Source organism: Streptomyces sp. NPDC014801 (assembly GCF_043082085.1).
GTDB lineage: Bacteria > Actinomycetota > Actinomycetes > Streptomycetales > Streptomycetaceae > Streptomyces.
This window is the reverse complement of sequence record NZ_JBIBXG010000007.1, coordinates 255,883-272,824: the sequence shown is the minus strand read 5'-3', so window position 1 is coordinate 272,824 and position 16,942 is coordinate 255,883. Positions and strand designations below refer to the sequence as shown.

The 16,942-nt window shown below is 71.9% G+C and carries 17 protein-coding genes and 3 tRNA genes; 14 read left to right on the top strand and 6 right to left on the bottom strand.

Features of this window, described 5'->3' with window-relative positions:
• Positions 1-13 precede the first annotated feature (13 nt).
• Positions 14-2,698 (bottom strand): SpoIIE family protein phosphatase, encoded by a 2,685-nt coding sequence (locus tag ACF1AL_RS18790; RefSeq protein WP_391826549.1) that lies wholly within the window; start codon positions 2,696-2,698, stop codon positions 14-16.
• Between the two features lie 266 nt (positions 2,699-2,964).
• Positions 2,965-3,246, bottom strand: a complete 282-nt coding sequence (locus tag ACF1AL_RS18785) for a hypothetical protein (RefSeq protein WP_391704153.1) — start codon at positions 3,244-3,246, stop codon at positions 2,965-2,967.
• A gap of 127 nt (positions 3,247-3,373) precedes the next feature.
• On the opposite strand from ACF1AL_RS18785, the gene ACF1AL_RS18780 reads away from it, so the two are divergent.
• Positions 3,374-3,586 (top strand): hypothetical protein, encoded by a 213-nt coding sequence (locus tag ACF1AL_RS18780; protein ID WP_366838790.1) that lies wholly within the window; start codon positions 3,374-3,376, stop codon positions 3,584-3,586.
• A 55-nt stretch (positions 3,587-3,641) separates the two neighbouring features.
• Here the strand turns inward: ACF1AL_RS18780 and ACF1AL_RS18775 are convergent, their stop codons facing one another.
• Entirely contained in the window at positions 3,642-4,298 is a 657-nt protein-coding gene (locus ACF1AL_RS18775; protein ID WP_386912125.1) for an SDR family oxidoreductase, read from the bottom strand.
• Positions 4,299-4,509: 211 nt separating this feature from the next.
• Positions 4,510-5,760, bottom strand: a complete 1,251-nt coding sequence (locus tag ACF1AL_RS18770) for an amidohydrolase family protein (protein WP_366838792.1) — start codon at positions 5,758-5,760, stop codon at positions 4,510-4,512.
• Positions 5,761-6,061: 301 nt separating this feature from the next.
• On the opposite strand from ACF1AL_RS18770, the gene ACF1AL_RS18765 reads away from it, so the two are divergent.
• The 9 genes from ACF1AL_RS18765 (at position 6,062) to ACF1AL_RS18725 (ending at position 12,174) form a co-directional block, all read left to right on the top strand.
• Positions 6,062-6,134: transfer RNA gene (locus ACF1AL_RS18765), tRNA-Thr, on the top strand.
• 46 nt (positions 6,135-6,180) lie between these two features.
• Positions 6,181-6,253 (top strand) — tRNA-Met (locus tag ACF1AL_RS18760).
• Positions 6,254-6,343: 90 nt separating this feature from the next.
• Positions 6,344-6,508: a 50S ribosomal protein L33 gene (rpmG, locus tag ACF1AL_RS18755; RefSeq protein ID WP_003948671.1), complete on the top strand. Its 165-nt coding sequence runs from the start codon at positions 6,344-6,346 to the stop codon at positions 6,506-6,508.
• 137 nt (positions 6,509-6,645) lie between these two features.
• The gene (locus tag ACF1AL_RS18750; protein ID WP_366838793.1) at positions 6,646-7,101 is read left to right on the top strand and encodes a MaoC family dehydratase N-terminal domain-containing protein; all 456 of its coding nucleotides are present in this window, start codon (positions 6,646-6,648) and stop codon (positions 7,099-7,101) included.
• 7 nt (positions 7,102-7,108) lie between these two features.
• A complete protein-coding gene (locus ACF1AL_RS18745) occupies positions 7,109-7,537 on the top strand; it encodes a MaoC family dehydratase (RefSeq protein WP_366838794.1) in 429 nt (142 codons plus the stop codon).
• Between the two features lie 137 nt (positions 7,538-7,674).
• Positions 7,675-8,244 carry a helix-turn-helix domain-containing protein gene (locus ACF1AL_RS18740; RefSeq protein ID WP_366838795.1) on the top strand — a complete coding sequence of 190 codons (570 nt, stop codon included), beginning with the start codon at positions 7,675-7,677 and terminating at the stop codon, positions 8,242-8,244.
• Between the two features lie 78 nt (positions 8,245-8,322).
• Positions 8,323-9,750 (top strand): DHA2 family efflux MFS transporter permease subunit, encoded by a 1,428-nt coding sequence (locus ACF1AL_RS18735; protein ID WP_391826547.1) that lies wholly within the window; start codon positions 8,323-8,325, stop codon positions 9,748-9,750.
• 523 nt (positions 9,751-10,273) lie between these two features.
• Positions 10,274-11,329 (top strand): UDP-N-acetylmuramate dehydrogenase, encoded by a 1,056-nt coding sequence (locus tag ACF1AL_RS18730; RefSeq protein WP_391826545.1) that lies wholly within the window; start codon positions 10,274-10,276, stop codon positions 11,327-11,329.
• Positions 11,330-11,406: 77 nt separating this feature from the next.
• Entirely contained in the window at positions 11,407-12,174 is a 768-nt protein-coding gene (locus tag ACF1AL_RS18725) for a DsbA family protein (protein ID WP_391826543.1), read from the top strand.
• A gap of 36 nt (positions 12,175-12,210) precedes the next feature.
• On the opposite strand, the gene ACF1AL_RS18720 is transcribed toward ACF1AL_RS18725, so the two are convergent.
• Together ACF1AL_RS18720 and ACF1AL_RS18715 are read right to left on the bottom strand one after the other, a co-directional pair.
• Positions 12,211-13,242, bottom strand: coding sequence for an adenosine deaminase (locus tag ACF1AL_RS18720; RefSeq protein WP_384204582.1), 1,032 nt, complete (start codon positions 13,240-13,242; stop codon positions 12,211-12,213).
• Between the two features lie 122 nt (positions 13,243-13,364).
• On the bottom strand, positions 13,365-14,591 hold the full coding sequence (locus tag ACF1AL_RS18715; protein ID WP_386912119.1) for a pyridoxal phosphate-dependent aminotransferase: 1,227 nt from the start codon (positions 14,589-14,591) through the stop codon (positions 13,365-13,367).
• 296 nt (positions 14,592-14,887) lie between these two features.
• Here ACF1AL_RS18715 and ACF1AL_RS18710 point away from each other — a divergent pair.
• From ACF1AL_RS18710 to rplK, 4 genes are all read left to right on the top strand, one after another.
• Positions 14,888-14,960, top strand: a tRNA-Trp gene (locus tag ACF1AL_RS18710).
• 108 nt (positions 14,961-15,068) lie between these two features.
• Positions 15,069-15,353 carry a preprotein translocase subunit SecE gene (gene secE, locus ACF1AL_RS18705; protein WP_366841147.1) on the top strand — a complete coding sequence of 95 codons (285 nt, stop codon included), beginning with the start codon at positions 15,069-15,071 and terminating at the stop codon, positions 15,351-15,353.
• 80 nt (positions 15,354-15,433) lie between these two features.
• On the top strand, positions 15,434-16,291 hold the full coding sequence (nusG, locus tag ACF1AL_RS18700; protein ID WP_366841146.1) for a transcription termination/antitermination protein NusG: 858 nt from the start codon (positions 15,434-15,436) through the stop codon (positions 16,289-16,291).
• A 169-nt stretch (positions 16,292-16,460) separates the two neighbouring features.
• A complete protein-coding gene (gene rplK, locus ACF1AL_RS18695) occupies positions 16,461-16,895 on the top strand; it encodes a 50S ribosomal protein L11 (RefSeq protein ID WP_028420794.1) in 435 nt (144 codons plus the stop codon).
• Positions 16,896-16,942 lie beyond the last annotated feature (47 nt).

The window sequence follows — 16,942 nt, the reverse complement described above, 5'->3', positions numbered from 1 at the left end:
ACGCCGACGCGGGTCAGGTGCAGGTGGGGCGTACGGCGAGCAGGGCGATGTCGTCCGTGATCTCCGTGCCGAACTTGAGGATCAGTTCGTCGCAGAAGCCGTCGAGCGGGGCCTGTGCGTGGGCGGCGGCGTGCCGGCGCAGGCGTTCCATCGCGATGTCCAGGGGCTCGCCCCGGCGTTCGATCAGGCCGTCGGTGAAGAGCAGCAGGGTGGAGCCGTGCGGCAGCCCGTCGCACGCGGAGTGCCGGGGCAGCTCGGGGTCCATGCCGAGGAGCAGGCCACGGCCCGACTCCAGGTAGTACGCCTCGCCGTCCCGCGTGGTCAGCAGCGGCGGCAGGTGGCCGGCGGAGGAGTGGTGGAAGTACCAGGGGCCGCCGCCACCCGCGTCTGCCTCGCCGCCGCCCTCCCCGTCCTCGCCGCTCTTGATCACGCCGTAGACGCAGGTGGCCGTGGCGCCGGGGTTGAGGGTGTGGTTCGCGCGGTCCAGGCGGTGCAGGACCTGCCCGGGGGGTTCCTGGCTGTCGACGGCGAGGCCGCGCAGCATGTTGCGCAGGGTGCTCATCGCGACCGCCGCCTGCAGATCGTGGCCCGCCACGTCACCGATGACCAGCGCCGTGTCGCCGCTGGGCATCCGGAAGGCGTCGTACCAGTCGCCACCGACCTCCGCGGTCGTACTGGAGGGGATGTAGCGGGCGACCAGCTCCAGATGCTCCACCCGGGGCGGCTCGGGCAGCAGGGACCGCTGGAGGTGCTCCGCGGTGGACCGCATGTGCTGGTGCATCCGGGCGCTGTCCACACCGAGCGAGATCCCGCGCACCAGCTCCGCGATCTGCGGGATGTCCTCCCTGGCGAACGGCCGTCGGTGCCCCACCCGAACCAGCGTCAGGGCGCCGAAGATCTCCCGGTGCGCCTGCAGCGGCGCGATGACCGCGGAGTGCCCGCCCAGCTCCTCCACCAGCGCCAGCTGCCGTTCGTCCAGCGGGCTGCGCGCCTGGCCGGACGGCGGCACATCGGCGATCAGCAGCGGGCCCGCGCCCCGCAGCACCCGGGGCAGGGAGCCGCGCGTGCTCTCGGCCACCCCGGGAAGCCTGCCGAGGTGCTCCCCGTTCACATGCACCAAGGGGTCGCGGTGCACGATGCAGATCCGCTCCACGTGACCCTGCTCGTCGACGACGTCCACCGCGCACCAGTCGGCCAGCGACCTGGTGAGCACCTGGCCCACCCGCCGCAGGCCCTCCCCGGGGTCGAGCGTGCTGGTCATGGCCCTGCTGGTGTCGGCGAACAGGGACAGCCACTCCGGCGCGGCCGTCACCGCACCGTTGCGCCGCGCCTTCTTGGTGCTCGTCGGCATCCGCGCCTGGGCCTGCGCCGGCCGGTTCACGGGCAGCTCGTCCGGCGGCTCCTCCGACACGACCGACGGAGCCGTCCTCGGCGTCAAATGGGCGACGAACACGGTGCGTCCGTCGACCGCCTCCTGCGTCTGGATGTGCAGCCGGATCGGGACCACCCGCCCGTCCCGGTGCAGCGCCGGCACCGGGATCGAACGGCCCAGGATGCGGGCCTCGCCGGTGAGCAGCAGGGAGGTGAAGGCCGCCGTGTGGCGTGCGCGCAGGTGTTCGGGCATCAGCACCGTCAACCGCTGTCCGACGAGCTCGTGCGTCTGCCAGCCCAGCAGGCTCGCCGCGGCGTCGTTCACGGCGATGATCCGGTTGCCGTCGTCGGCGGCGATGGTCGGCAGGGTGCCCGCTTCCACCTCGCTCGCGTCCCAGGGCGCCAGCTCCGTCGGCGTCGCGCTCGGCGCTCCGGGGGCCAGCGTCCAGGCGATCGGGTGCTCACCGGCCAGCTGGCCGGCGATCTCGCCGAACAGCCAGTCCCGGAAGGCGCGGATCTGCGGCAGCGGCGGGAGGCTGAGCAGACTGCCCTGCTGGGCGGCCGCGTCGGCGGCGTCGAGCACCTTGCTCAGGGTCGTCACCGCCGTGGCGGCGTCCCGCGGGAACGACACGACCAGGGAGAGCGTCGAGCTGTCGGGGGTCTCCTGTTCCACCGCGGCCGTCATCGACGCGCAGATCACACTGCTCAGGTCCTGCGCGGCCATCAGATCCCGCGCCCAGGCGTCCACCGGGGCGGAGCCCTGCCCGGCGCTCTCCTCGCCGACGCTCGCCGCGACGAGCAGCAGCTCCCGCAGCATCCCCTCCCACTGCTGCTGCGCCGCCCAGTACAGCGCGTACGGCACGTCGTTGAGCGTCACGGTCGCGGACCGGCCGGGCGGGGGAACGGCCTCCCACGCGGAGGCCGGCGGGGCCGGCACGTCGGGCCACAGTTCGAACCACACCGTCTTGCCGTCCGCGTCGCTGTGCGCGCCGTGATCGGTGGCCAGCTCCTCCACCAGCGTCAGGCCCCGGCCCGTGCAGGCGTAGAGATGCCGGTCGTGCGGCACCAGGCCGCGGTCCGGCCGCTGATCGGTGACCCGTACGTGCACCCGGCCCTCGGTCACCCACGCCCGCGTCTCGAAGTCGGTCCGCGCGTGGATCACCGCGTTCGTCGCCAGCTCGCCCGCCAGCAACTCGGCCGTGTCCACAAGAGCGGGCGGCACGGCACCCTCCAGCGCCGACCGCACGAACCGCCGGGCCAGCGCGACGTTCTCCGGGGCCGGAGACATCCGCCGCGTCGGCACCTCGAGCGGAATGGGGATGCCCATACCCCCTGGGTGCCCAGAAAGGGCCGGGCAAACAGTGCGCGGCCGCACACAGCGGTGGGGCACGGCCGGGGGAGTGAGGGCACGGCGCGGGCGTCCGTATGCCGTTCAGCCGCCCCTCGGCGGGCCCGGCGGCCGTAGGCGGTCGTCGGCGGGCCCGGCTGCCGTCAGCGGCCCTCGGCGGGCCAGACCACCGTCAGCTGCCCCCCGGCGTGCCCGGCGGCGGTCAGCAGCCTCTCCGCCGGCCGGGCCACCGGGCCGGACCGCCGTCAGCCGCCTTCCGTGGGCGATTCCGTCGCCGCCTTCTTCACCTCCGCCTCGACCTCGTTGCGCATGCGGCCCTCGTCCTTGGCGAAGTCGCTGACGGACGCCTGGACGTCGCGCGCGAGGTCCCGCCAGGCGCGCCACGCCGTCTCGTACGTCGAGGACTGCTCCTGCGACCACGGGGCAGCCGTGGGCGCGCCGTAGGCCTCGCGCAGCTCCAGCACGCGCGTGTGCGCCTCGTTGGCGGCGCGCTGCTTCTCCACGAGCTCGTCGAAAGTGTGTGCCACGTACGGATGCTATGGAGCCCGCGGAGGTTTTGCGCGTCGAGAGAGCGCGCCGCGCGAGCAGCCCTGCCCGAACGGCGGCCCGCCGCGTCCGGTCGGCGTTGTCAGTGCCCCCGGGCACACTGGTCGCATGTCCAGCCGTCGCAGACTCTGCCCGGAGTGCCGCCGCGAGATCGCCGTCGTGGCGGGCCGCTACGCCCGGCACGACCCGCCCGGCGCCCGCGAGAGCGGCGCGCTCGTCTCGTGCCCGGGCTCGCGCAGACCGGCGCAACTGGGCGCGGCGCAGCCCTCCTTGGACGGCTTCGTCGTCCCGGAGTTCCCCGGCCAGCTCCCGCTGTTCTGACGCCGGCGCCCGCCTCTGTACGTCAGACCCGGGCTTCGGTTCCCGGCCGAGGGCTTCAGTTCCCCGCCACGGACTTCACCGCCACCGACACCGGCGCCGACCCGCTCACCAGCTCCAGGGTCAGCCCGGCCGTCGCGGGCGTCTCCACCAGTTCGGCCAGTACGGCGGCCACGTCGTCGCGCGGGACCATGCCGCGCCCGGTGTGCGCCTCCAGACGCACCTGCCCGGTGCCGGCGTCGTTCGTCAGCGAACCGGGGCGCAGGATCGTCCAGTCGAGCGCGTCCAGGCCGCGCACATGGTCGTCCGCCTCGCCCTTGGCGCGCAGGTACACGTCGAACACGTCGTCGCCCTGGTGCCCCGCGTCGGCGCCCATCGACGACACGACCACGAAGCGGCGTACGCCCGCGCGGACCGCGGCGTCCGCGAACAGCACCGCCGCGCCCTTGTCCACCGTGTCCTTGCGGTCCACGCCGCTGCCCGGCCCGGCGCCGGCGGCGAACACCGCCGCGTCCGCGCCCCGCAGGACGTCCGCGACCTGCTCCACGGAGGCCGACTCCAGGTCCAGCACGACCGGTTCCGCACCGGCCGCCCGCAGGTCGTCGCCCTGTTCGGCCTTCCGGATCAGCCCCGCGACCTCGTATCCGCGCGCGGCGAGCAGCCGCTCCAGCCGCAACGCGATCTGACCATGACCACCAGCGATGACAATGCGCATGTCTTTGACCGTACGCCTGCGGGGACGCGTTCGCCGGACGAGTCAGGGTGCCGCAGCGGGCCGGGCCCGCACCGGACCGAACCCGCACCGGACCTGGGCCGGATACGGGCCGAACCCGCACCGCACCGCACCGGACCGCACCGGACCCGACCGCACCGCACTGGACACGCACCGCACCGGACCCGACCCGCACCGGACTCGGACCCGGCCGTCAGGACAGCTCCGTGCGTCCCTGCCGAGGCAGCCCCAGCTCCGCGGTGGACGAGTCGCAGAACTCCCGCACCGCGCTCGTCCGGGACACCACCCGCCCCCGGTGCACCACGATGCGGCTGTACGCCAGGGACAGCGCCCCGGCCAGCCGCTCGCCGCGCACCGCCAGCAGCTCGGCAGGGAAGCCCGCCTCGACGCGCACCTCGGGCAGGCCGAGCAGCGCCCGCGCGGACCCGCTGACGGCGTCGTAGGCCTCCTCGGGCCGCAGGCCGTGCCGCGAGGCGAGCAGGTAGGCGGCCTCCAGGGGATCGCCCCGCCCCACCGGGTTGGACACGTCCCGCAGTGCCCCGCTGCCGGCCGCCACCCGCACCCCGGCGGCGCGCAGCAGCCGTACGGGCGCCGTTTCGCGCCCCTGCGCGCCCCCGCAGCCGCCCTGCGGCAGGCAGACGACCGCCACACCGGCCGCGGCGAGCTGGTCCGCGGTCCGGGCGGCCGCCTCGGCCGGCAGCCGGCCCAGCCCGCCGCAGGGGCCGAGCGTCACCCCGGGGCGCAGCCCGCCCGCCATCGCCGCGAGCCGGGCCAGACGCGCCGGATCGCCGGCGTCGGTGTGCAGGTCGACGGGGCAGCCGTGCTCGGAGGCCACGTCCAGGACGGCCTCGACGTACCCCGTCGGGTCGGGGTCCAGGTCGGGGCAGCCGCCGACCACCGAGGCGCCCATCTTCATGGCGTCCCGCAGCATCGCGAGCCCCTCGGCCCCGGCCCGCCCGGTCAGCACCCGCGGCACCGCCACCGTGGTCAGCTCCGCGAGCCCGCGCAGCGCCCGCCGCGCCTGCAGTACGGCGCCCAGCGCGCCGAGTCCCTGGACGTCGCCCACGCGCACGTGCGCGCGCAGCGCGGTCGCTCCGTGGCCCAGCTGGAGCAGGGCCGCCTCGGTGGCGCGCCGCTGGACGTCCTGGGGGTCGTCGGGGACCGGTCCGTCGCCGTCGGCCGACAGCGCGGTGTCGGCATGCGCGTGCGGCTCGGCCGGGGCCGGCAGCAGCAGGTAGCCGCGCAGGTCCACGCGCGCGCCGCGGCCCCGCGACTCCGCGGCGAGGCTCCCGGCGGTGCCGACCGCCTCGATACGGCCCCCGCCCAGCCGTACGTCGACCCGCCGGCCGTCGGTGAGCCGTGCCCCGCACAGCAGCAGGCCGGAGTCGGCCGGTCCCGGCGACGAGGGGGTCGGCTGCGGCGGCTGCGGCTGGCTGTCGGGCATCGCGCTCCAGGGGCTCGTCGAACCGCGCACGGCGGCGCAAGATCACACAGAGTGAGTCGAGCCTAGGGTGACCGCCCGCGCGCGTCAGGGAGGAGCGCAATAGTCGTACCGGTGTGGCCCGCGTGCGGACCCTGTCGCGGCCGACGGCCGGAACCGGTGAGTCCGCTGATCCGGAACGGCCAAGTCCGGGGAACGGGAGGGGCTCGTGAGGTCACTGAGCGGGTGCCGGGGCGGCCGGGCGGCCTCGGCGGGAATCGGATTTGGGCGAACGGCGGGCAACCGTGTAATGTCTTCCTCGCTCGCCCCAATAGCTCAGTCGGCAGAGCGTCTCCATGGTAAGGAGAAGGTCAACGGTTCGATTCCGTTTTGGGGCTCTGGTGAGAGAGGTTCCCGCCGTCAGGCGGGATCCGATCACACCGCAGCGGTGTAGCTCAGTCGGTAGAGCAAGCGGCTCATAATCGCTGTGTCACCGGTTCAAGTCCGGTCACCGCTACTTTAAGTAGCCGATTGCCGGGTCGGTCCGTCGATCGGCTACTCTTCATGTGCGTTATTTCTAGTCAACCGTTCGTCAAGGAGCACTCACGTGGCTGCCACCGACGTCCGCCCGAAGATCACGCTGGCCTGCGTGGAGTGCAAGGAGCGGAACTACATCACCAAGAAGAACCGGCGTAACAACCCGGACCGTCTTGAGATGAAGAAGCACTGCCCGCGTTGCAATGCGCACACCGCGCATCGCGAGACGCGATAAATCAGGCTCGTACACGAGGCCGCCCCCGAGAACCTGGGGGGCGGCCTCGCGTCGTTTCGCCCCTTCGGCGAACGTTCACTGTTGTCCCCGCTCGTTTTTCACACCAGGTTGTGATCACACCCAGGAGGTGCCGGGCCATGGCGCTCGACCAGTCCTTCGTGGGGCGGACCTACCCGCCCACCGAGCCCTACGAGGTGGGCCGGGAGAAGATCCGGGAGTTCGCGGAGGCGGTGGGGGACGCCAATCCGGCGTACACCGACCCGGAGGCCGCCAAGGCGCTCGGTCACCCGGATGTGATCGCCCCGCCGACCTTTGTGTTCGCCATCACCTTCAAGGCCGCGGGGCAGGTCGTCTCCGACCCGCAGCTCGGCCTGGACTACAGCCGGGTGGTGCACGGCGACCAGAAGTTCGCCTACCGGCGCCCGGTGCGCGCCGGTGACCGGCTGACGGTCACCTCGACCATCGAGGCGATCAAGTCGATGGCCGGCAACGACATCCTGGACGTCCGGGGCGAGGTCCACGACGAGGCCGGTGAGCACGTCGTGACCGCCTGGACCAAGCTCGTGGCCCGCGCGGCGGACGAGGAGGCGTGAGAAGACCATGACGGCGAAGATCGCTTACGACGACGTCGAGGTCGGCACCGAGCTGCCGGCCCAAAGCTTCCCCGTGACCCGCGCCACGCTGGTGCAGTACGCGGGCGCCTCCGGGGACTTCAACCCGATCCACTGGAACGAGAAGTTCGCCAAGGAGGTCGGGCTGCCGGACGTGATCGCCCACGGCATGTTCACCATGGCCGAGGCGATCCGGGTGGTCACCGACTGGACCGGCGACCCGGGCGCGGTCGTCGAGTACGGCGTCCGCTTCACCAAGCCGGTCGTCGTCCCCAACGACGACCAGGGCGCCACCATCGAGGTCAGCGCCAAGGTCGCCGCCAAGCTCGACGACAACACGGTCCGTGTGGACCTGACGGCGACCAGCGCCGGCCAGAAGGTCCTCGGCATGTCCCGCGCGGTCGTCCGCCTGGCCTGAGGCCCGCGAGAGCGGCCGTACGGCCGGAAGTCGCACAGCCGTAAGGGGCGCCCGTAATGGCGAGGCGCCCCTTACCGCAAGCACCCACTGATGTGACCCCTTGACGAAGTTAGTGATTGAGCACTAACTTCATTCCCATGGCCAGGATGAGCGCAGAAGAGCGACGGGAGAGCGTCATCCGTGCGGCGACTGCCGAGTTCGCGCGGGGTGGCTACCACGGCACCTCGACGGAGGCGATCGCCAAGCGGGTCGGTGTGTCACAGCCGTACCTCTTCAGGTTGTTCCCGGGCAAGCGGGCGATCTTCATCGCGGTGGTGGAGCGCTGCATCGAGGACACGATCCGGACCTTCGAGGAGGCCTCGGACGGGCTGCACGGCGAGGAGGCGCTGAGCGCCATGGCCCAGGCCTATCGGCGGGTCATCGCCGAGGAGCCCGAGCGGCTGATGATGCAGATGCAGATGTACCTCGCGGTGACGGCCGCCGAGGCCGACGGCGATCACGAGTTCGGTGAGGCCGTACGGCGGGGCTGGACCCGGTTGTGGGACACCGTGCACCTGCCGCTCGGTGCCGATGCCGGCGAGACGACGTCCTTCATGGCGTACGGCATGCTCATCAACTGCCTGGTGGCGATGGGGTTTCCCCCTGACCACCGGGTCTGGGCGGGGCTGGCGCCGGCCGTGCGGACGGCGGACCTGCGGACGGACTGACGGAAAGTGGCCGAACGGCCGGTTTCCCATGACAAAGAAACTTAGTAATCACTAACTAATGAACTCTCTGGGGGAGAGATGTCACAACCCACCACGCGGGGCACCGTCTGGGCCCTGGTCATCACCAGCGTCGCCGGATTCATGGCGGCCCTCGACAACCTCGTCGTCACCACCGCGCTCCCCTCGATCCGCAAGGACCTCGGCGGCGCCCTGGACGACCTCGAATGGACCGTGAGTGCCTACACGCTCACCTTCGCCGTGCTGCTGATGTTCGGCGCGGCCCTCGGCGACCGCTTCGGGCGCCGCCGGCTCTTCCAGGTGGGCATCGCCGTCTTCACCGTCGCCTCCGCCGCGGCGGCCATGGCACCCGGCATCGGCGAGCTGATCGCCGCCCGGGCCGTCCAGGGAGTCGGCGCGGCGATCATGATGCCGCTGACCCTCACCCTGCTCACGGCCGCCGTGCCCGCCGCCAAGCGCGGCATGGCCTACGGCATCTGGGGCGCCGTGAACGGGCTCGCGGTCGCCTCCGGGCCGCTGATCGGCGGCAGCCTGACCGAGCACATCTCCTGGCACTGGATCTTCTGGCTGAACGTGCCGCTCGGCATCGCCCTGCTGCCGCTCGCCCGTCTGCGCCTCGCCGAGTCCTACGGCACCGGTGCGCCGCTCGACCTCCCCGGCACCCTGCTCGCCAGTGGCGGCCTCTTCGGCGTGGTCTACGGCCTGGTCCGCGGGCCGGCGGACGGCTGGACCAGCACGCTGGTGCTGCTCGGGCTGTCGGTGGGCGGGGCGCTGCTCGTCGCGTTCGTCGTGCACGGCATGCGGGCGAAGAACCCCATGCTGCCGATGCGGCTGTTCCGTTCGCGGGCGTTTGCCGGGATCAACGCGGCGAGCATGCTGATGTTCCTCGGGATGTTCGGGTCGATCTTCCTGCTCAGCCAGTACATGCAGGGCGTGCTCGGCTACTCGCCCACGCAGGCGGGGCTGCGGATGCTGCCGTGGACCGGCATGCCGATGCTCGTCGCGCCCATCGCGGGGATCCTCGCCGACCGGGTGGGCGGACGTCCGGTGGTCGCGGCCGGGCTCTTCCTCCAGGCGGCCGGGCTGGCCTACCTCGCCTCCGCGTCGACGCCGGACGCGTCGTACGGGGCGCAGCTGCCGGGGCTGATCGTCAGCGGGATCGGGATGGCGCTGTTCTTCGCGCCCGCGTCGCATCTGGTGATGTCCAGCGTGCATGCCTCGGAGCAGGGGATCGCCTCCGGGGCGAACAACGCGCTGCGGGAGGTCGGCGGGGCGCTCGGCATCGCGATCATGTCGTCGATCTTCTCGGCGCGGGGTGGGTACGAGTCGGGGCAGGCGTTCGTCGACGGGTTGCGTCCCGCGGTGTTCACGGGGGCGGGGGTTGTTGCGCTCGCGGGTGTCGCGGCGCTGCTGATCCCCCGACGGCGGCCTTCCGTGGCGGCGACGACCCCCACGGAAGATCGCACCCTGCAGCCGGCATCCCACTGACCCCACCCCACGGTGGGCCCCCACCCCGGGGTGCCCACCGTGGTGCGCTTGTGCCCGGGGTGCGGCGCCCGCCGTGGGTCACGGTGCCCGGCGTTGCGTGGCACCCGGCGCCGGGGTGACCGCCGTGGGGTGCGCAACCCGGCGCTACGGGGCGCCGCTGCGCCCACCCGTGCCGCCCCAGCGGCACGACTGCCCGCAGCTACGTGGGATGGGACCCGCAGTCGCCGACGGCGGGAGGGGGCGTGGTGGGGGGTGTCCGCCCGCAGCGGACGGCATTGCCTTCCTTCAGCCTCTTGAACTGACGCAGGGCCGTACCGAGGACGGACACCCCCCACCGCGGCCCCTACTCACCCACCGGCAGAAGGCGCTACATCAGCCACAGCGGACCGCAACGGGCCGCCGCAGGCATTCAAGGGGCGCGGGGAACTGCGCGACCAGCCACGACGAGGCCCGCACCCGGCAAGACACCGCACCCACCCGCACCCCAACCCCCGCCCAAGCGCCGCAGGCTTAGGCTTGGGCCGTGCAGGAACGACACGACGCCCCCCTCGCCCCCCTCACCACCTTCCGTCTCGGCGGCCCCGCCACCCGCCTCCTCACGGCGACCACCGACGCCGAGGTGATCGACGCCGTCCGCGAGGCGGACGCCACCGGCACCCCGCTGCTGATCATCGGCGGCGGCTCCAACCTGCTCATCGGCGACAAGGGCTTCGACGGCACCGCCCTGCGCATCGCCACCCGCGGCTTCGAGCTGAGCGGCACCACCCTCGAGCTCGCCGCCGGCGAGATCTGGACCGACGCCGTCGCCCGCACCGTGGAGGCGGGACTCGCCGGCATCGAGTGCCTCGCCGGCATCCCCGGCTCCGCCGGCGCCACCCCCATCCAGAACGTGGGCGCCTACGGCCAGGACGTGTCCGCCACGATCACCGAGGTGATCGCCTACGACCGCCGCACCCACCGCACGGTCACCCTGACCAACGCCGAGTGCGCGTTCTCCTACCGTCACAGCCGCTTCAAGCAGGACCCCGACCGCTATGTCGTCCTGCGTGTCCGCTTCGAGCTGGAGGACGCCGGCGGCCTGTCCGCCCCGATCCGCTACGCCGAGACGGCCCGCTCCCTCGGTGTGGAGGCGGGCGACCGCGTTCCGCTCGCCCGGGCCCGTGAGACCGTCCTGGCGCTGCGCGCCGGCAAGGGCATGGTCCTGGACCCCGACGACCACGACACCTGGTCGGCGGGTTCCTTCTTCACCAACCCGATCCTCACGGACGCCGCCTTCGAGGCGTTCCGCGCCCGCGTCCACGACCGGCTGGGCCCGGGCGCCGAACCCCCCGCCTACCCGGCCGGGGACGGCCACACCAAGACCTCCGCGGCCTGGCTGATCGACAAGGCCGGCTTCACCAAGGGCTACGGCACCGGCCCGGCCCGTATCTCCACCAAGCACACCCTGGCCCTGACCAACCGCGGCGAGGCCACCACCGAGGATCTGCTCGCCCTCGCCCGCGAGGTCGTCACCGGCGTCCGCGAGGCGTTCGGCATCACCCTCGTCAACGAGCCGGTGACGGTGGGCGTCAGCCTGTAACAGAAGATCACGCAGCGCCCGAAAGATCACAGAGCAGCGCAAGATCACATAGGGTCGAACCCCGACCACCGGCCACCATGAGGGGATCGACCATGCAGGGCACCCACCGCATCCGCACCGCCGCCGCGCTGGCGGTCGCGGCCGTCGCTCTCGCAGCCGTGACCACGGCCTGCGGTGGGAAGTCCGGCGCGGACGGCGGCGACGCCAAGCCGGCCGGCGGGAAGCAGGCGCAGGCGGCCCCGGAGCGGACGTACGCCACCGACGCCGACCTCCCCGAGTCGCTTGCCCCCGACGGCACCACGGTCCGCGTGGGTTCCCCGAGCGCGAAGACGGTCGTGCACGTCTACGAGGACATGCGCTGCCCGGTCTGCGAGCAGTTCGAGACGCAGGGCGGCGGCGAGGCGCTGCGCGAGATGGTCCGCTCCGGCCAGGTCCGCGCCGAGTACACGCTCGCGTCCTTCCTGGACGGCAAGCTCGGCGGCCAGGGCTCGAAGAAGGCCGCCAACGCCCTGCGGGCCGCCCTCGACGCGGGCCGGTTCGTCGAGCTGCACGACGCGCTCTTCGCCCACCAGCCCGAGGAGAGCGTCGACGGCTACACGGACGCGTTCCTGCTGCAGACGGCGTCCCAGGTGCCGGGTCTGCGCGGCCCGGAGTTCGACGCGGCGGTGAAGGGGATGAAGTACGCCTCCTTCGTCACCGCTTCCGAGAAGGCCTTCGGCACCTCGGGCGCGACCGGCACTCCCACGCTGAAGGTCAACGGCAGGATCGTCCCGCAGAACCTCGCGGGCGGCCTCTTCGACAAGAGCACGCTGCCGATGGTGATCGGCGCGATGACCGCGCGGTGAGGTCGCACCTCACCGACCGCGCAGGCCTTACCGGCCTCACCCGTCCAGCCACTCGTCGACCTCGGCCAGCATCTCCCGCTTGACCCCCTCCGGCGCCGCCGTCGCCCGCAGCGACTGCCGGGCCAGTTCGGCCAGCTCCTCGTCCGTGAAGCCGTGGTGCCGGCGCGCGATCTCGTACTGCGCGGCGAGCCGGGAGCCGAACAGCAGCGGGTCGTCGGCGCCGAGCGCCATCGGCACGCCCGCCTCGTACAGCGTGCGCAGCGGCACGTCCTCCGGCTTCTCGTAGACGCCCAGGGCGACATTGGACGCGGGGCAGACCTCGCAGGTCACGCCCTGCTCGGCGAGCCGCCGCAGCAGCCAGGGGTCCTCGGCCGCGCGCACGCCGTGGCCGAGCCGGTGGGCGCCCAGGTCGTCCAGGCAGTCCCGTACCGAGGACGGGCCGGTCAGCTCGCCGCCGTGCGGTGCGGACAGCAGCCCGCCCTCGCGGGCGATGGCGAAGGCCCGGTCGAAGTCGCGGGCCATGCCCCGGCGCTCGTCGTTGGACAGCCCGAAGCCGACGACACCCCGGTCGGCGTACCGCACCGCGAGCCGGGCCAGGGTGCGGGCGTCCAGCGGATGCTTCATGCGGTTGGCGGCGACCAGTACCCGCATGCCGAGCCCGGTCTCCCGGCTGGTGGTCTCCACCGCGTCCAGGATGATCTCCAGCGCCGGGATCAGCCCGCCCAGCCGCGGCGCGTACGACGTCGGGTCGACCTGGATCTCCAGCCACCGCGAGCCGTCCTTCAGGTCCTCCTCGGCCGCCTCCCGCACCAGGCGCTGGATGTCCTCCGGCTGCTGCAGGCACGAGCGCGCGGCGTCGTAGAGCCGCTGGAAGCGGAACCAGCCGCGTTCGTCCGTCGCCCGCAGCCGCGGTGACTCCCCGCTGCCCAGCGCGTCGGTCAGCGCGTCCGGAAGCCGGACGCCGTGCTTGTCGGCGAGTTCCAGGAGGGTGGCCGGCCGCATCGAGCCGGTGAAGTGCAGGTGCAGATGGGCCTTGGGCAGTGCAGACAGATCACGTACGCGCTCCATTCCAGGATCCTGCCGCACGCCCCCGGCCTGCCGGTACCTCTTTCCCCGATCGAGGTCTTGCTCGCACGAAGAAACGGGCCGCCTCCCGAAGGAAGCGGCCCGTGTCCGGCTCGGCGGGGAGGTCAGTCCCGGGCCTCCGCCAGCAGCTTCTGGATCCGGCTCACGCCCTCGACGAGGTCCTCGTCGCCGAGCGCGTACGACAGCCGCAGGTAGCCCGGCGTGCCGAAGGCCTCGCCCGGGACGACCGCGACCTCGGCCTCCTCCAGGATCAGCGCGGCCAGCTCGACGGAGTCCTGCGGACGCTTGCCGCGGATCTCCTTGCCGAGCAGCGCCTTGACCGACGGGTAGGCGTAGAAGGCGCCCTCGGGCTCGGGGCAGAGCACGCCGTCGATCTCGTTGAGCATCCGCACGATGGTCTTGCGGCGCCGGTCGAAGGCCTCGCGCATCTTCGCGACGGCCTCCAGGTCGCCGGAGACGGCGGCCAGCGCGGCCACCTGGGCGACGTTGGAGACGTTGGAGGTGGCGTGCGACTGCAGGTTGGTCGCGGCCTTCACGACGTCCTTCGGGCCGATGATCCAGCCCACGCGCCAGCCGGTCATGGCGTACGTCTTGGCGACGCCGTTGACGACGATGCACTTGTCGCGCAGCTCGGGCAGGACCGCCGGCAGCGACACGGCGGAGGCGTCGCCGTAGACGAGGTGCTCGTAGATCTCGTCGGTGAGCACCCACAGGCCGTGCTCGTGGGCCCAGCGGCCGATGGCCTCGGTCTCGTGCTCGGTGTAGACCGCGCCGGTCGGGTTGGACGGGGAGACGAAGAGGACGACCTTCGTCTTCTCGGTGCGGGCGGCCTCCAGCTGCTCGACGGAGACCCGGTAGCCGGTGGTCTCGTCGGCGGTCACGAAGACGGGGACACCGCCGGCCAGCCGGATCGACTCGGGGTAGGTCGTCCAGTACGGCGCCGGGACGATGACCTCGTCGCCCGGGTCGAGGATCGCGGCGAACGCCTCGTAGATGGCCTGCTTGCCGCCGTTGGTCACCAGGACCTGGGAGGCGTCGACCTCGTAGCCGGAGTCGCGCAGCGTCTTCGCGGCGATCGCGGCCTTCAGCTCGGGCAGGCCGCCGGCCGGGGTGTAGCGGTGGTACTTCGGGTTCTTGCAGGCCTCGACGGCCGCCTCGACGATGTAGTCCGGGGTCGGGAAGTCGGGCTCACCGGCGCCGAAGCCGATCACCGGGCGCCCGGCGGCCTTCAGGGCCTTGGCCTTGGCGTCCACGGCGAGGGTGGCGGACTCGGAGATCGCGCCGATGCGGGCCGAGACCCGGCGCTCGGTGGGAGGGGTTGCAGCGCTCATACGGCCCATGCTTTCAGACCGGAAACCCGCCCGGCACGCCGGTTTCACGGAGTGGTCACCGACCGAACGCCTGACGGAACGCGGGGCGGCGGGGCGGGAAGATCGGGGGCGGCAGGGCCGGAAGATCGGGGCGGCAGGGGCACCGAGATCGAAGTCGGCGGCGCCCGCGGCCGGTTTCCGTTCGACTGCACGCCCCGGACCACGTACACTCTCACCTCGTTGGCCTTCAGCAGCCGCCGCCGCAACCGGTGCACACCAAGCATCCGGACGGATGCGGTACGTTGGGGGGCACACAAAGGGTCGTAGCTCAATTGGTAGAGCACCGGTCTCCAAAACCGGCGGTTGGGGGTTCAAGTCCCTCCGGCCCTGCTACACACACCTTCGCCAGGATGTGTGCGCATGTACGTACAGCAATGCACCGCCGTGCGGCTCAGACCGGGCGCGGCACGGCCACGACCCGGGATCAGGTGAGGACGAATGGCGGACGCCGTGGGCTCCATCGACACGCCTGACGCCCAGGATGAGGCGCCGGACCGGAAGAAGGCCCGCAAGGGCGGCAAGCGGGCCAAGAAGGGTCCGCTCAAGCGCCTGGCCACCTTCTACCGTCAGATCATCGCCGAGCTGCGCAAGGTCGTCTGGCCCACGCGCAACCAGCTGACGTCGTACACGACTGTGGTGATCTTCTTCGTCGCCATCATGATCGGCCTGGTGACTGTGATTGACTATGGGCTCTCCCACGCCGCCAAGTACGTCTTCGGCTGAGCCAGAAGCGAAGGGCGCCGAGGTATCCGGCGCCCCTTTCGCGTGTTCCACCCCTATGTATCCAGGAAGAAGCAGCCACCGTGTCTGACCAGAACCTGAACGACGCCATCGAGCCGGAAGAGGTCGACGACGAGCTCGACATCGTCGAGGGCGCGGACGAGGACCTGGACGAGGTTGAGGCTGCCGACGCCGAGGCGGGCGAGCCTGCCGAGGCGGCCGCCGTCCATGAAGAGGACGCGGCTCAGGACCAGGACGACGACGAGGCCGACGAGGCCGGCGACACCGAGGCCGCGGCCGAGGAGGCCGAGCCCGAGGAGGAGCTCGACCCGGTCACCAAGCTCCGCGAGGAACTGCGCACGCTGCCCGGCGAGTGGTACGTCATCCACACCTACGCGGGCTACGAGAAGCGCGTGAAGGCGAACCTGGAGCAGCGTGCCGTCTCGCTGAACGTCGAGGACTTCATCTACCAGGCCGAGGTGCCCGAGGAAGAGATCGTCCAGATCAAGAACGGCGAGCGCAAGACCGTCAAGCAGAACAAGCTGCCCGGTTACGTCCTCGTCCGGATGGACCTGACGAACGAGTCCTGGGGCGTCGTCCGCAACACGCCGGGCGTCACCGGCTTCGTCGGCAACGCCTACGACCCGTACCCGCTGTCGCTGGACGAGATCGTGAAGATGCTCGCGCCCGAGGCGGAGGAGAAGGCCGCCCGCGAGGCCGCCGAGGCCGAGGGCAAGCCGGCGCCGCAGCGCAAGGTCGAGGTCCAGGTGCTGGACTTCGAGGTCGGCGACTCGGTCACCGTCACCGACGGCCCGTTCGCCACGCTGCAGGCCACGATCAACGAGATCAACCCGGACTCCAAGAAGGTCAAGGGTCTGGTGGAGATCTTCGGCCGCGAGACCCCGGTCGAGCTGTCCTTCGACCAGATCCAGAAGAACTAGTTCTTTCTGGACTACCGCTTCCGCGCAGGTCAGGCGAACGCTCCGGCGACCGCCTGACCTGCACGGTTTTTGGCCGCGCATCTATACCCGTTATCGTTGTGCGGTATGCCTGCGTCCGGGTGGTATCCGGAAGCGGGCATGGACCCGAAGTGAAAGGACCCGGAGAGCCATGCCTCCCAAGAAGAAGAAGGTCACGGGGCTCATCAAGCTCCAGATCCAGGCCGGTGCCGCCAACCCGGCCCCGCCGGTCGGCCCCGCGCTGGGTCAGCACGGCGTGAACATCATGGAGTTCTGCAAGGCCTACAACGCCGCGACCGAGTCGCAGCGTGGCTGGGTCATCCCGGTGGAGATCACGGTCTACGAGGACCGCTCCTTCACCTTCATCACCAAGACGCCGCCGGCCGCGAAGATGATCCTCAAGGCCGCGGGCGTGGAGAAGGGCTCCGGCGAGCCGCACAAGACCAAGGTCGCCAAGATCACCCGCGACCAGGTCCGTGAGATCGCCCAGACCAAGATGCCCGACCTCAACGCCAACGACCTGGACGCCGCCGAGAAGATCATCGCCGGCACCGCCCGTTCCATGGGCGTCACGGTCGAGGGCTGACCCCACCTTCCAGCAGTAGTGGCAGGGCCTGCTCGGCCCGGACCACA